Here is a 14,127-nt window from a genome sequence, read left to right as displayed (position 1 = left end):
CCGGTCACACGGGCTTGGGCCCGGTCTGCTTACTGCTTATCCAGTACGGCGGTCGCCGCAGCCTTGAGCGGATCGCGAGCGATGCTCTTGGCATCCTGCTCCGCCTTGTGCAGCTGCTGGTTTGCCTTGTCCATCTTCTGCTGCATACCGTTGCCGCTCTCCTTGAGGTCGGCACGCTTCTCGCCCAGCAGGTCGTTGCGGCCTTTTTGCACCTCAGCTTTCACCTTCTCTTTCTCCTGCTTCACCAGCTTGCTGGTATCACAGTTGCCCTTGACTCCCAGAGTGGCATTCACCGCTTCGTTTTTGAGGGCCTTGTCGAGGTTGCAGTCGGTTTTCAACAGGCTGGCCTGTGCCCCTGCCGAGAGCAGCCCCAGCGACAGAGAGAGGATCCATGCACGCATCATCTTGTTTACTCCTGCTTGCCAATAAAGGGGCGCAGTGTAGCGATCACATTCCGGCTGACAAGGCGGCAGTGCTTTCGTCCCCCCTTTTGCCACCCCAGAGCTAACCGGCTCGGTCAGCGCCTGTCGCCGCAGTTCGTCGTCATAAAAACATCATCGAAATGTCACGTTGTCATATTTCTGTCATTAACCATTGATTAAATGCGCGGGTCATCAACAACCCAAGACGGAACGACCGTCTCAAGAGGCTTTATGCAACACCATCACTCCTTGTCACAGCCGCCCGCGACCCGCGCCCTGTTCAACTGGATGAGTGTCATCGTACTGGTCTACCTGATCCTGGTTGCCGTGGGCGCCATCTCCCACGGCTTCAAAGATTTCTCCGGCGGCGCCGAGGGCGCAGCCCAGATCTTCGCCTTTGCCAACAACCCCTTTGTCGCCCTGCTGCTGGGTATTCTCGCTACCGCGCTGGTGCAATCCTCCAGCACCGTCACCTCGGTGATCGTCGGTCTGGTGGCTGGCGGCCTGCCCATCAGCATGGCCATCCCCATGGTGATGGGTGCCAACCTCGGCACCACCATCACCAACACCATTGTCTCCATGGGCCATGTGCGGGATCGCGCCGAGTTCCGCCGCGCCTTCGCCGCCGCCACCGTGCACGACTTCTTCAATCTGCTGGCGGTGTTCATCTTCCTGCCGCTGGAGCTGATGTTCGGTCTGCTGCAACACAGCGCCGAGTGGCTGGCCAACCTGCTGGTAGGCTCCGCCAACATGTCGATGAAGGGCATGGACTTCATGAAGCCGCTGACCGCACCGGCCCAGCAGCTGATTGACAGCGCCGTTGCCTTCCTGCCAGGCAAGGGCGCTGCCATCGCCACTATCATCATCGGTATCCTGCTGATCCTCGCCTGCGTCACGTATCTCGGCAAAGTGCTGCAACAGGTACTGGTTGGCCGCGCCAAAGAGGTGCTGCACAAGGCGCTGGGCCGTGGCCCACTGACCGGCATTACCTCCGGCGCGCTGGTGACCATCATGGTGCAGTCCTCCTCCACCACCACCAGCCTGATGATCCCGCTGGCCGGCGGCGGCGTGTTCAGCACCCGTCAGCTCTACCCCTTCACCCTGGGGGCCAATATCGGGACCACCATCACCGCCCTGCTGGCTGCCACCGCCATCAGTGGAGCCGGTGCCCAGCTGGCCCTGACCATCGCGCTGGTCCACGTGCTGTTCAACCTCTTTGCCGTGGTCATCATCTATGGCATCCCCTTCCTGCGCGACCTGCCGGTGCGCGCCGCCGAGGGGCTGGCCCGGGTAGGCAGCGAGAACAAGCTGCTGGCTCTGGGTTATGTGACGGGTCTCTTCTTCGCCCTGCCCGCCCTGATGATGGTGGCCGCCAAGTAAGCGCCGCAGCCATGACAAGGGGCGAGTCACCGACTCGCCCCTTTTTGCGTCTGCGTCTCCGAGCTTTGCCTGCCCGCTCACATCCTCCCGCCCTGTGGCTCGCCATCAGGGGCGGTGCGCGATAAGATGGCGTCCTCATTGCACTTTTTACATTTCATGGAACAGGAAAAACCGATGAAATTCATACTGATCGCGCTGCTCATCGCCGGTGTGGCCTACTACTTCTACTCCAGCAGCAACAACAAGAAGCTGGCGGCCGACAACGTGCGGATTGGCGCCGAGTTCCTCGCCAGCAACAAGGAAAAGCCGCTGGTGACCACCACCGCCTCCGGCCTGCAGTACGAAGTGCTGACCCCGGGCACCGGCACCGTTCACCCCACCGCCACCAGCAAGGTGAAGGTGCATTACGAGGGCAAGCTGCTGGACGGTACCGTCTTTGACAGCTCGGTCGCCCGTGGCGAGCCCATCGAGTTTGGCCTCAATCAGGTGATTGCAGGCTGGACCGAAGGGGTGCAGCTGATGGTGGAAGGTGAGAAGACCCGTTTCTACATCCCTGCCAACCTCGCCTACGGCGACCGCGCCGCGGGCAAAATCCCGCCGGGATCCGTCCTGATCTTTGACGTGGAGCTGTTGGGTATCCAGTAACCGCTCCGTCATGCTCCATCAACAACAAGGCCAGCATCATGCTGGCCTTGTTGCTATGGAAACCTCACTCCCCCTTGGCGATCCCTTCCCGGCGCGGATCCGCTGCGCCAAACCAGCCACCGCCATTGCGCTCAACCCCTTGCAGGCCGGAGGTTTGCTCGTTCAGTACCACCTCATGTCCCCTCGCCTTCAATCCCTCGACCACCGACATGGGGGTGCGTCCCGCTTCCAGCTCGGTGGGGCCGTTGCGGCTGCCAAAGTTGGGCAGGTTGATGGCCTGTTGCAGGTTCAGGCCCCAATCCTGGGTGCCGAGCAGGGTCTTGCCCACGTAGTTGATGATGGCGGAGCCTCCCGGCGAGCCCAGCGTCATGGTCAGCTCGCCGCTTGGCTTGTCAAACACCAGCAGGGGTGACATGGAGGAGCGGGGCCGCTTGCCCGGCTCCACCCGGTTTGCCACCGGCAGACCGGCAGCATCTACCGAGGTGAAGGAGAAATCGGTGAGCTGGTTGTTGAGCAGGTAGCCGTTGACCATCTGACGCGATCCGAAACCATCCTCGATGGAGCTGGTCATGGAGATAGCCATCCCCGCCTTGTCGACGATCGAGACATGGCTGGTCGAGGGGCGTTCCGGAGTCGCATCCTTGCCGCGTGCCTGCGCTAGTGGCGGCGTGCCGGGCTTGGCAATCCCCATGGAGTGCTGACCGACAAGCTTGCCCCGCTCGGCCAGATAGCCCTTGTCCAACAGCCCCTTCACTGGCACGCTGACAAAATCGCTGTCGGCGACGTACTGGTTGCGATCGGCGAAGGCGAGACGCGCCGCTTCGCTGTAGAGGTGGATAGCCTCGCTGGAAGCAGCCAGTCCCCCCTCCTTGGTGGTGATCGGCTTGAGGGCAGCCATATCGCGGCTCTCCAGCATGCCGAAAATCTGGCCGAGCGCCAGGGTGCCGGACGAGGGGGCGGGGAAACCGCAGATCTTGCTCTGGCGATAGTCAAAGCAGAGGCCATCCCGCACTTTGGCCTGATAGCTGGCCAGATCGGTGGCCGCCAGTACCCCGGGATTGGTGGGATGCTGGCGTACCTTGGCCACCATGGCATCCGCCAGCGGCCCCCGATAGAAGGCATCCGCCCCCTCTGTAGCCAGAGTGCGCAGCACCTTGGCCAGCGCCGGGTTGGTCAGCCGGGTGCCTGCCGTTTTGGGGCGACCATCCGCCTGATAGAAGTAGGCACGCGCCTGCGGATCCCGTGCCAGATAGGGATCCTTGGCCAGCAATGTGGCCAGCCGTGGACTTATCACAAATCCTTGTTCTGCCAGCGTGATGGCGGGCTGGAACAGCGCAGCCCAGGGTAGCTTGCCATAACGCTGATGGGCCAGCGCCAGGGCGCGCAAGGTGCCGGGAACGCCGACCGAGCGGCCCCCGACCACCCCGTCATAAAACGCCAGCGGCTTGCCCTCTTGCATGAACAGCTGGTCGGTGGCGGCAGCCGGCGCCATCTCGCGGCCATCCACCGCACTCACCTTGCGGCCATCCCACACCAGCAGCAGCGTCCCGCCACCGATCCCGGAAGATTGCGGCTCCACCAGCGTCAACACCAACTGCACCGCAATGGCGGCATCGACAGCACTGCCACCGGCCTTGATGATCTGGTAGCCCGCATCCACCGCCAGCGGGTTGGCGGCCGCCACCATGAAATCATGGCCCTGCCAGCCCTGTTTGTCGGTCCAGCCACTGGCGGCTTCGGGTGCGATCAGGGTCTGGGCTGGCGGGGTGTAGTGAAAGCCGTTGTCACTGGCACAACCGGCCAGCAGGGCAAGGGCGACAGCCAGCCCCAGAGGTTTGCGCAACATGACACTCTCCTTGTCTGTTTTATGACCATGAAGAGGGACTATGTCACGATTGGCGCTGACAGCTCAAGTTATTGAACCAGATCAATATCTTACTCATCTATCAATAATGGCAATCCGCAATAGATATAAAAAAACCGCCCGAAGGCGGTTTTTACGATGGAATGGCAGAGGCCAAACAGGCGCAAGTCCGGTTAGATGGACTGCTCTTCGCCACCCAGGGCAGCAAACAGCGCCGGGATAAACTGGGACAGCTCGGCGGTGACCAGCGCGAAGTCCGCATCCAGACGGGCGGCCGGATCTTCGCTGGTGACATCGTCGTTCTGCTCGCGCAGCTCTTCGCTGAATTTCAGGCGTTTGATGGAGAGATCATCCCCCAGCACGAAGCTGACGGTCTCGCCCCAGTTGAGGGCCAGCTTGGTCACCAGCTTGTCGTTGGCCAGGTGGTTCTTGATTTCATCCGTCATCAGATCCTGCTGCTTGCAGCGGATGATGCCGCCGTGCTCCATGGCACTGCGCAGCTCGGCTTCGTCTTCCAGAGTGAAGGAGGCGGGCAGATTGCCCTCGTTCAGCCACTCGGTCATGGTGATCTCGGGCGGGTTCTTGAGGGCCACCGGCACCACCGGCAGGGAGCCGATGGATTTGCGCAGCAGCGCCAACAGATCGTCCGCCTTCTTGGCAGAACCTGCATCCACCACCATTAAATTGTCGGCCGGATTGATCCAGGCGAAGGTCTGGCTGGTACGACTGAAGGCACGGGGCAGCAGGGTGTGGAGGATCTCCTCTTTCAGCGCTTCCTTCTCTTTCTTCTTGAGGGCGCGTCCCTGTTCGAACTCGATCGCTTCTACCTTCTCGGCCAGCATCTCCTTGACCACGGTGCCGGGGAGCATCTTCTCCTCTTTGCGGGCGCAGATGAGGATGTGGCCGGAGGCAGAGTGGGTCAGGGTTGAGCCGAATTTGCCAAGGGGCTTGACCCACCCGAAACGGGAGATGTCCTGACTGCCGCAAGGGGTGAAGGCACAGGCTTCCAGCTGGGTTTCCAGCTGATCCACGGTCAGGTCAAAGGGGCGGGTAAAGCGATAAATCTGCAGGTTTTTAAACCACATGGCGTCCTCGGTCTCTAGATTGTCCGGCGGGCATTGTACTAGAGAGGCGCTTTGTGATCAGCCAATCATTCTCGCTAAATAAAGGGCGATCGACCTCACAGGGTCTCATTTATATCACCTGAACGGCCGTCAAGTTCCCCTAGACTGCGAGTGTACAAGTTGTTACCAAGGATGGATTTATGTTGCGGCCCAGTCGCCCGGAAGATATGGAAGAGATCGTCGAAATCTGGCTGCTGGCCTCCCTGCAGGCCCACGATTTCGTCGATGCCTCCTGCTGGTGGCAGGCCCAGGAGGATCTGCGTACCCGCTATCTCGATCGTGCCGCCATCTGGGTGTTCGAGGAGCGCGGCGATCTGCTCGGCTTTATGGCGCTGGTGGACAACTATCTCGCCGCCCTCTTTGTGCGTCCCGACCGTCAGGGTCGCGGTGTCGGCCACGCCCTGCTGCAGGAGGCCAAGCGTCAGGGGGCGTCGCTCTACGCCCGGGTCTTCGTCGAGAACGATCAGGCGGTACGTTTCTATCGTCGCCACGGTTTCGTCATCAAGGGTGAAGAGTCCGATCCTCTCACCGGTCACCCCCAGTACAAGATGTGCTGCGAACCCGCATGAACTGATGACAGACCGCTGTTTTACTTGAAAAAAGCACGGGGCATCCTCATCTTGTCTCCATCGGGTGCCATAGGCACCGTCCCTGCAACCGAGCTGCTTTCCAATGAAAATCCTCCATACCGCCGACTGGCATCTTGGCCATCAACTCCATGGTCATGACCGCCGTTTTGAACACGATGCCTTCCTCGACTGGCTGAGCGACACCCTCAAGGCGCGCGAGATCGACGCCCTGTTGGTAGCGGGCGATCTGTTTGATACCGCCAATCCGCCCGCCAGCGCCTGGCAACAACTCTACCGTTTTCTGGCGCGGCTGCGCGCCGAGATGCCCCACCTCAACATGGTGCTGATCGGCGGCAACCACGACTCTCCCTCCAAGCTCGATGCCCCCCACGAGCTGCTGCGCGCCTTTGATCTGCATCTGGTGGGCAGCATCAGTCGCGACAGTGAGGGCAAGCTCGAGACCGACCGCCTGCTGGTACCGCTGCAAGACAAGGAGGGCAACATTGCCGCCTGGTGCGCCGCCGTGCCGTTCCTGCGCAGCAGCGACTTGCGGGTGGAGCCGTTGGAAGAAGGGCAGGACCGGCTGATCGAAGGGGTACGCCAAATCTACGCCGAGGTATTGGCCGAAGGGCGCGCCCGCTGCGGGGAGGGTCTGCCGCTCATCGCCATGGGCCATGCCTATCTGGCGGCGGGCCAGCTCTCTGAGCTGTCGGAGCGGCGGGTGCTCGGCGGCAACCAACACGCACTGCCTGCCGAACTCTTTGCCGGTGCCGACTACACGGCGCTCGGCCACCTCCATCTGGCCCAGAGCCCGGCCGAGGGGGTGCACTACAGCGGCTCGCCGCTGCCGCTTTCGCTGGCCGAAGCCAACTACAACCATCAGGTGCTGGAAGTGACCTTTTCAGAGGGGAAACTGGCCGGGCTGGAGCGGATCCCTGTACCCCGCGCGGTGGAGATGATCCGCCTGCCCCAGAGCAGCCTCGACGACGCACTCCAAGCCATCGCATCGCTCGAGCTGCCTGCTTGTCCACAAGAGGCACAACCCTTCCTCGAAGTGCGGCTGCTGCTGCCCAAGCCAGAAGCGCGCATCCGCGAGCGCATTCTCGCCGCAATCGCAGACAAACCGGTGCGTCTGGCCCGCATCAGCACCCAGTATCAGGGCTCGGGCGAAGGGCTGGCCGATGGTCGCGAGCGGCGCAGGCTCGATGAGCTCTCCCCCACCGAGGTGTTTCGCCTCTGCTATCAGCGCCAGTTCGAGGGGGAACCCGAAGCACAACTGGTCGCCTCGTTTGAAGAGATCCTGGAGCAGGTGAAGGAGTCAAACTAATGAAAATCTTGTCTCTGTCAGGTGAGAATCTGGCCAGTCTGACCGGCCCCTTCACCATCGACTTTACCAGGGGGGCGCTCGGCGCCGCCGGTCTGTTTGCCATCACCGGCAACACTGGCGCGGGCAAGAGCACATTGCTCGACGCCATTTGTCTGGCCCTCTACGACGAGATGCCGCGCTTTATTGCCAATCGCAAGAACGTGGCCGAAGTGGGCCGCATGGATGACGAAGAGAAGCTCAAGGCCAACGACGTGCGTGGCATCCTCAGTCGCGGCCACGCCAGCGGCTTTGCCGAGGTGCAGTTTCGTGGCTGCGATGGCCGCATTTGGCTGGCCCGCTGGGCGGTGCGCCGGGCGCGAAACCGCTCGGAGGGGCGTTTTCAGGCGCAGGAGCGAACCCTGACCGATGTGGAGTCAGGGCAGGTTTTCTCCGGCAGCAAGCGGGAGCTGCAGGATCGCATCGACGAGCTGGTGGGTCTCTCCTGGGAGCAGTTCCGCCGCGCGGTGATCCTGCCGCAGGGGGAATTTGCCGCCTTCCTCAAATCGGATGCCAACGAGCGCTCCGCCCTGCTCGAACGGATGACCGGCACCGAACTCTACTCTGCCATCTCCATCCAGACCTATGAACGGGCGCGGGAAGAACAGCAGAAGCTGGCCACCATCGCCCAGCGCCTCGGCGACGTGGCGCTGATGGATGAAGCGACCCGCGAACAGTGGGTAAGCCAGCAGGTGAGCCTCTCCACCACCCTCAAGCACGAGCAGCAACAGCAGCTGCTGATGCAGGACTTGCGCGACCTCAACAGTCGCATTGCAGCCCAGCTGCAGGGCTGCGCCGAGGGACAGGCGGCGCTCGATGCCGCCCTGCAGGCCCACGGCGCCGCGGCCCCCGAGCGCGAGGAGTTTGCCCGTGCCGAACAGGCCCAGGTGGCCCGCGCCGATCACGACGAGCTGGCCCGCCTCACCCTTGAGGTACAGCAGCAGGAGAAGGTGATCGCCGAGCTGGGGCCTGAGCTGGCCAAACTCGAGGAGCAGACCCAGCAGAGCGCGCTGACCGAACAGCAGTTGCTGGCGGAGAAGATCGCCGCCGAGCGGGAATGGGGTGCCCTGCAACCCGAACTCAAGCGGGCGCAGGAGCTCGATACCCGCCTCCGGGAAAAAGTGCAGCAGTTGCAGAAGATCCAGCAGGAGGGGGCACAGGAGCGAGAAGTGCAACTCACGCTGGAGCAGGGCTGGCGCGAGCAGAGCCGACAGGTAGAACTGCTCAAGCAGCAGCACCAGCAGTGGGGCCTTTGGCTCGAAGAGCATAAGGAGCTGGCACCGGTGGCCCGTCAGTGGCAACCCCTGCTCACCGCCATGCAGGATTGGGCAGAGGATGCCGACAAGTTACAACAGCTGCTCACCCTGCGGGATCACAAGCTGCGCGCCCTGCAACAGTTGCAGCGCCAGCTGGAGCAAGGCCAGCAAGAGCGCGACTACTGGCAACATGAACAAGCTCGGCTGCAACAGCAACAGAACGAGCTGCAGGAGCAGCAGTGGGAGAGCCGCCTCGCCAAGGCGCAGGAGCAGTGGCAGCAACAGACCGAACAGCTGGGCCAGCTGCGCCAGCTGCTGGAGCTGGCCGATTACGGCCGCAACCACGGCGAGCAGCATACCCGCCTGCAACAGGAGATTGCCCAGCTGGAGCAGGCCCTTGGCAAGCTCGCCACCCTCGGCGAAGAGCTGGCCCCCGCCCGCGAGCGGCTCGCCCTGCAGCGGGATGAGGCGCGCCACGCGCTGGAGCAGTCCCGCGCCATCGCCAGCTTCGAGCAGTATCGCCATATCCTGAGCGATGGCGAACCTTGCCCGCTGTGCGGTTCCGTGGAGCACCCCTACAGCCAGAGCCAGCCCCAGGTGGCGGGGATCCTAGGTCAGCTGGCGGAGCGGGTCAGAAGCCTCGAACTCGAATGGGAGCGGCTCAATCATCAATACATCCAGTGCGAGAGCGAGCGTCAGGAGCTGGCCCGCCAGCTGGCGGTGCGCCAGCAACATCTGCCGGAGCTGGAAACCCGCGCCGAGCAGCTGACCCAGCGCTGGCAACAGCTGGGGGGCGATACCCTGCTCGGCCATTCGCTGCCGCTGCGCCAAAGCCCCATTGAGTGGAACGAGCTGATGAGCACCCTGCTTGGCCGTGGCCAGGCGCTGGAGCAGGGGTTGGCCCAGAGCCAGCAGCTGCTGCGTCAGGCCCAGCTTGGCCAACAACAGCTGCAAGGGGTGCGTCAACAACTGAGCCAACTGGCTGCCCAGCACCAGCAGTTTGACCAGCAGTGGCAGGAGGCCGATCGCCAGCGCATCGCGCTGGAAGGGGAAGTAAAGGGGATGGGCGAGCAGGAGGCGACCCTGCGCCAGCGCCTTGAGCAAGGCGCCCACCGCCTCGACGAGCAGATGGGCGGCCAACCGTGGCGCCAGTGGCTCGGCAGCCAGCAGTGGCACGAGTGGCACGAGTGGCAGCGAGCCTGCGAGGCCTGGCTGCACGGCCAGAGCGAGTGGGAGCGTCTGGCCAGCGAGATCGCCAGCCTCACCCCCGCCCTGAGCGCGCAGGAGGCACGCCTGCAGACTCAGCGCGAGCTGCTGCACAAACTCGAGCGGGACTACAAGGAGCACGAACAGCAACGGCAGGGGCTGCTCACCAGCCGCAGCGGTTGTCTCGGTGGCGAGGAGATCCCGCTGGTCGAGAGCCGCTGGCAACAGCGTCTGCAACAACTCGCCAGCGAACTGGAGCTGATGCAAAGTGGCGCCCGCGCTCTGCGGGAGCGGCAGACCGAGCTCAAAACCCGCCTCACCCATGTGGAGCAGGAAAAGCAGACCAGCAGCCGCCGCAAGCGGGAGGTGCTGGGCCGCTGGGCCGCCCACGCCAGCACCCTTGGCATTGCCGAGTACGACCTGCGCCGCCTGCTCGCCATCACCCCCGATGAACTCAAGGCTCGCCGCTCTGCCCTGCAAGGGTTGGAAGATGCCCTTGGCGAGGCGCGCACCCGCCTTGCCGAGCGGCAACGGGCGCTGGCACTGGAGGAGAGCAAGCGGGATCGCTATCGCGAGCACCACCCCGAGCTGGCCGCCCTGCCGGATGCAGAGCTGAGCGATCAACTGGCGGCACTCGATGCCCGTTGTCGCGCCCTTGAAGAGCAGCTGTTCGAGTGCAAGAGCAAACTGGCACAGGCCGAAGCCGCCGCTCTCAAGGCGGGTAGCCTGCAACAGGAGTTGGCCGCCCAGCAGACAGTGGCCGACCACTGGCAGCAGCTGTGCGATCTGATCGGGCAAGCCAACGGCGCCAAGTTCCGCACCTTCGCCCAGAGCCTCACCCTCGAGCGTCTGCTGCTGGAGGCCAACGCCCAGCTCGCCGAGCTATCACCGCGCTACCGGCTGGAGCGGGTACCCGGCACCGATCTGGCGCTACAAGTGGTGGATCTCGACATGGGGGACGAGGTGCGTTCGGTGGACTCCCTCTCCGGTGGCGAGAGTTTCCTGGTATCGCTGGCGCTGGCGCTGGCCCTCTCCAGCCTCTCGTCACGGCAGACCCAGGTCGAGTCGCTGTTTATTGACGAAGGGTTTGGCACGCTCGATCCAGACAGTCTGGATCTGGCGCTCGCCAGCCTCGACTCCCTGCAGGCCGCCGGTCGCCAGATCGGGGTCATCTCCCACGTTCAGACGCTTGTAGAGCGGATTGGCGTGCAGATCAGAGTCGAAGCCCTCGGCGGCGGCGAGAGCCGGGTAGTGGTTCCCTGAGAGCCTTCGGCTCAATCACCACTACCATCGGTCCACCACGCCGTAAATAACAAGACCCCGCCAATTGGCGGGGTCTTGTTGAGAGGCTATCAGCCGAAGCGGTAGGCGCCCATATAGAGGCTGCCGCCATCCCAGCTTTCGTGCAGCCGGGTGGGCGCCACACCGTCGGCCGCCCCCAACGCCACAAAGAGCGGGCGCAGGTGGTCGTCGTGGGGATGGGACTCCACCGCACCGGGAGCCTGCTGGCGATAGTCGAGCAGCGCCAGCCGATCCTCGTCGGCCATCTTCTGCTCCAGCCAGTCGACAAACTGGCTGGCCCACTCCGGCACCGGCGAGCCTTCCGGTGCCAGCGCCCGCAGGTTGTGGGTGATGGCGCCTGAGGCGAGGATGCCAATCCCCTGACTGCGCAACGCCCCCAACACCTCTCCCAACTGCCACAACTGGGCCGGGGTGAAGCTGGCGGGAATGGAGATCTGCACCAGCGGGATCTCGCTGTTTGGGTCGATCAGGGAGAGCGGCGACCAGACCCCGTGATCCAGCTCGCGCCGCACCGGGGTGGCGGTCAGTCCGGCCAGTGCCAGCTGGTCGCTCACCCCTTGTTGCAGCCACTCGGGGCTGCTGGCAGGCCAGCGCATCCGGTAGAGGGGCTCGGGGAAGCCATAGAAGTCGTACATCAAGGCCGGTTTGGGCTCGACGTTGATCTGTAGCTCGCGGCTGAACCAGTGGGCGGAGATGACCACCAGCCCCTTGAGCTCACCCAGACGCAGGGTTCGCAGAAAGCGGGTGGCGGGTTGCTCACGCAGCACCAGATCCGGTGCGCCGTGGGAGATAAACCAGACAGGGGCGAGGGACATAAAGCAGACTCCAACAAAGTATCAGGGGGCGATACCGGAGGGGATATCGCTGTTGGAATCGATTATCCTCCCGCCATGAAAGGTGGACAATCCAGCAAGATAGATAAGAACTATCAACCAATGGTTGATAATTTCACGCTTTCACGACCGGTAAGCAGCAATAGATATCAAGGCTGCGACGCTTCCGGCTGCAGTCGGACTGCGCGAAGCGCCATCCGGGTCGCTGCACTGTGATCCTGCCACTCTCGCCACGCCAATCCCTCGGCGGCCACCTCCCCTTTCACCGGATGGGAGAAAATCGCCAGCAGTCGCGCATTATCAGGCCAGTAGCGGGCTGGCAGTGTCTGAACCAGCAGCAGGGCGGCGCCCAGCAAGAGCAGAGCCCATCCGGTTTCATGGCTGTTTTTCATCTCGGCCTCCTTCACCCGTGCGCCAATGAACTAACATTTTTGCGCAAGCCGGTGACAAGACGGTGACAGCGGACGGGTGGTCATTTTACAACATCTGAACCTCAACCCGGCCAAACAACCACAGATGGCAACATTTGTATCCCTTCAGCCCGAACCTGTGGCCGTATGCTCTAAAATGTGACTCACAGGAAAACGTTATCCCTGAAAAGAAAACGTTATCTGGTCAAAACGTTGTTTCTGGATCATAAAAAGATTCCAAAAACTGGTGTATATTGCTCGGCGGAAATTCCTTAACCATGAAGATTGACATGAAAAAGACCAAAATTGTCTGCACCATCGGTCCGAAGACCGAATCCAAAGAAATGCTGGCCAAAATGCTGGACGCCGGCATGAACGTCATGCGCCTGAACTTCTCCCACGGTGACTACGCCGAGCACGGCAGCCGCATCAGCAACCTGCGCGCTGTAATGGCCGAGACCGGCAAGCACGCAGCTATCCTGCTGGACACCAAGGGTCCGGAAATCCGTACCATGAAGCTGGAAGGCGGCAACGACGTCGCGCTGGTCGCTGGCCAGACTTTCACCTTCACCACCGACCAGACCGTGGTTGGCAACAAAGACAAAGTGGCTGTGACCTATGCAGGTTTCGCCAACGATCTGCGCGTCGGCAACCGCATTCTGGTTGATGACGGCCTGATCGGTCTGGACGTTATCGAAATCACCGAGCGCGAAGTTATCTGTAAAGTGCTGAACAACGGTGACCTGGGCGAGAACAAAGGCGTTAACCTGCCGGGCGTCTCCATCAAGCTGCCGGCCCTGGCCGAGAAAGACAAGCGCGACCTGATCTTCGGTTGCGAGCAAGGCGTTGATTTCGTTGCTGCTTCTTTCATCCGCAAGAAAGAAGACGTTCTGGAAATCCGTGAGCACCTGAAAGCCCACGGTGGCGAGAACATCCAGATCATCTCCAAGATCGAAAACCAGGAAGGTCTGGACAACTTCGACGAGATCCTGGCTGTTTCCGACGGCATCATGGTTGCTCGTGGCGACATGGGTGTAGAGATCCCGGTTGAAGAAGTTATCTTCGCCCAGAAGATGATCATCGCCAAGTGCAACAAAGCCCGCAAAGTGGTTATCACTGCCACCCAGATGCTGGACTCCATGATCAAGAACCCGCGTCCGACCCGCGCCGAAGCTGGTGACGTGGCCAACGCCATCCTGGACGGTACCGACGCAGTCATGCTGTCCGGTGAATCCGCCAAGGGTAAGTACCCGCTGGAAGCCGTGACCATCATGGCCACCATCTGCGAGCGTACCGATGCCGTGATGCCGTCCAACCTGTCTGCTGCAAACGACAGCAACAAGCTGCGCATCACCGAAGCCGTATGTAAAGGCGCCGTAGAGACCTCCGAGAAGCTGGACGCCCCGCTGATCGTGGTTGCTACCGAAGGCGGCAAATCTGCCAAGGCCATTCGCAAGTACTTCCCGAAAGCCTGGATCCTGGCTATCACCACCAACAAGAAAACTGCTGCCCAGCTGGTTCTGACCAAGGGTGTGGTTGCTCACGTGGTTGACAGCATCGCCTCTACCGACGATTTCTATCGCATCGGTAAAGAAGCCGCGCTGGAAATCGGCATGGGTCTGAAAGGTGACGTGGTTGTGATGGTCTCCGGTGCTCTGGTACCGAGCGGCACCACCAACACCGCTTCTGTTCACGTTCTTTAATCAGAGCTGAACGAGTTGAAAACGGCGCCTGCGGGCGCCGTTTTTTTTGT

Annotated in this window: 11 protein-coding genes; 6 read left to right on the top strand and 5 right to left on the bottom strand. The window is 62.2% G+C overall.

The annotated features are described in order from the left end of the window. Positions 1-29: 29 nt before the first annotated feature. The gene (locus tag G5182_RS01915; RefSeq protein WP_227342259.1) at positions 30-404 is read right to left on the bottom strand and encodes a hypothetical protein; all 375 of its coding nucleotides are present in this window, start codon (positions 402-404) and stop codon (positions 30-32) included. Between the two features lie 249 nt (positions 405-653). On the opposite strand from G5182_RS01915, the gene G5182_RS01910 reads away from it, so the two are divergent. Together G5182_RS01910 and G5182_RS01905 are read left to right on the top strand one after the other, a co-directional pair. Further along, positions 654-1,802 (top strand): sodium:phosphate symporter, encoded by a 1,149-nt coding sequence (locus tag G5182_RS01910; protein ID WP_005338243.1) that lies wholly within the window; start codon positions 654-656, stop codon positions 1,800-1,802. A gap of 174 nt (positions 1,803-1,976) precedes the next feature. Continuing rightward, the gene (locus G5182_RS01905) at positions 1,977-2,447 is read left to right on the top strand and encodes an FKBP-type peptidyl-prolyl cis-trans isomerase (protein WP_005347462.1); all 471 of its coding nucleotides are present in this window, start codon (positions 1,977-1,979) and stop codon (positions 2,445-2,447) included. Positions 2,448-2,511: 64 nt separating this feature from the next. Here the strand turns inward: G5182_RS01905 and ggt are convergent, their stop codons facing one another. Further along, positions 2,512-4,293 carry a gamma-glutamyltransferase gene (ggt, locus tag G5182_RS01900; protein WP_227342257.1) on the bottom strand — a complete coding sequence of 594 codons (1,782 nt, stop codon included), beginning with the start codon at positions 4,291-4,293 and terminating at the stop codon, positions 2,512-2,514. A 191-nt stretch (positions 4,294-4,484) separates the two neighbouring features. Continuing rightward, positions 4,485-5,396 carry a recombination-associated protein RdgC gene (gene rdgC, locus G5182_RS01895; protein WP_005347467.1) on the bottom strand — a complete coding sequence of 304 codons (912 nt, stop codon included), beginning with the start codon at positions 5,394-5,396 and terminating at the stop codon, positions 4,485-4,487. Positions 5,397-5,575: 179 nt separating this feature from the next. Here rdgC and G5182_RS01890 point away from each other — a divergent pair, with 179 nt between their 5' ends. From G5182_RS01890 to G5182_RS01880, 3 genes are all read left to right on the top strand, one after another. Continuing rightward, positions 5,576-6,004, top strand: a complete 429-nt coding sequence (locus tag G5182_RS01890) for a GNAT family N-acetyltransferase (protein ID WP_216978334.1) — start codon at positions 5,576-5,578, stop codon at positions 6,002-6,004. Between the two features lie 103 nt (positions 6,005-6,107). Further along, entirely contained in the window at positions 6,108-7,331 is a 1,224-nt protein-coding gene (locus G5182_RS01885; protein ID WP_227342256.1) for an exonuclease SbcCD subunit D C-terminal domain-containing protein, read from the top strand. Beyond that, on the top strand, positions 7,331-11,092 hold the full coding sequence (locus G5182_RS01880) for an AAA family ATPase (protein WP_421254145.1): 3,762 nt from the start codon (positions 7,331-7,333) through the stop codon (positions 11,090-11,092). Before G5182_RS01885 ends, G5182_RS01880 begins: the two co-directional genes overlap by 1 nt. A gap of 89 nt (positions 11,093-11,181) precedes the next feature. Here G5182_RS01880 and G5182_RS01875 read toward each other — a convergent pair whose 3' ends face one another. Continuing rightward, a complete protein-coding gene (locus tag G5182_RS01875) occupies positions 11,182-11,946 on the bottom strand; it encodes a DODA-type extradiol aromatic ring-opening family dioxygenase (RefSeq protein ID WP_040065863.1) in 765 nt (254 codons plus the stop codon). A gap of 167 nt (positions 11,947-12,113) precedes the next feature. Beyond that, positions 12,114-12,356 carry a hypothetical protein gene (locus G5182_RS01870; RefSeq protein ID WP_227342253.1) on the bottom strand — a complete coding sequence of 81 codons (243 nt, stop codon included), beginning with the start codon at positions 12,354-12,356 and terminating at the stop codon, positions 12,114-12,116. Between the two features lie 308 nt (positions 12,357-12,664). On the opposite strand from G5182_RS01870, the gene pykF reads away from it, so the two are divergent. After that, positions 12,665-14,077, top strand: a complete 1,413-nt coding sequence (pykF, locus tag G5182_RS01865) for a pyruvate kinase PykF (RefSeq protein WP_031227651.1) — start codon at positions 12,665-12,667, stop codon at positions 14,075-14,077. Positions 14,078-14,127: the final 50 nt, after the last annotated feature.

Source organism: Aeromonas sp. 600948, from assembly GCF_049174875.1.
GTDB lineage: Bacteria > Pseudomonadota > Gammaproteobacteria > Enterobacterales > Aeromonadaceae > Aeromonas > Aeromonas veronii_A.
Note: the sequence above shows the minus strand (reverse complement) of the source record. Positions and strands in the feature narration are given on the sequence as shown.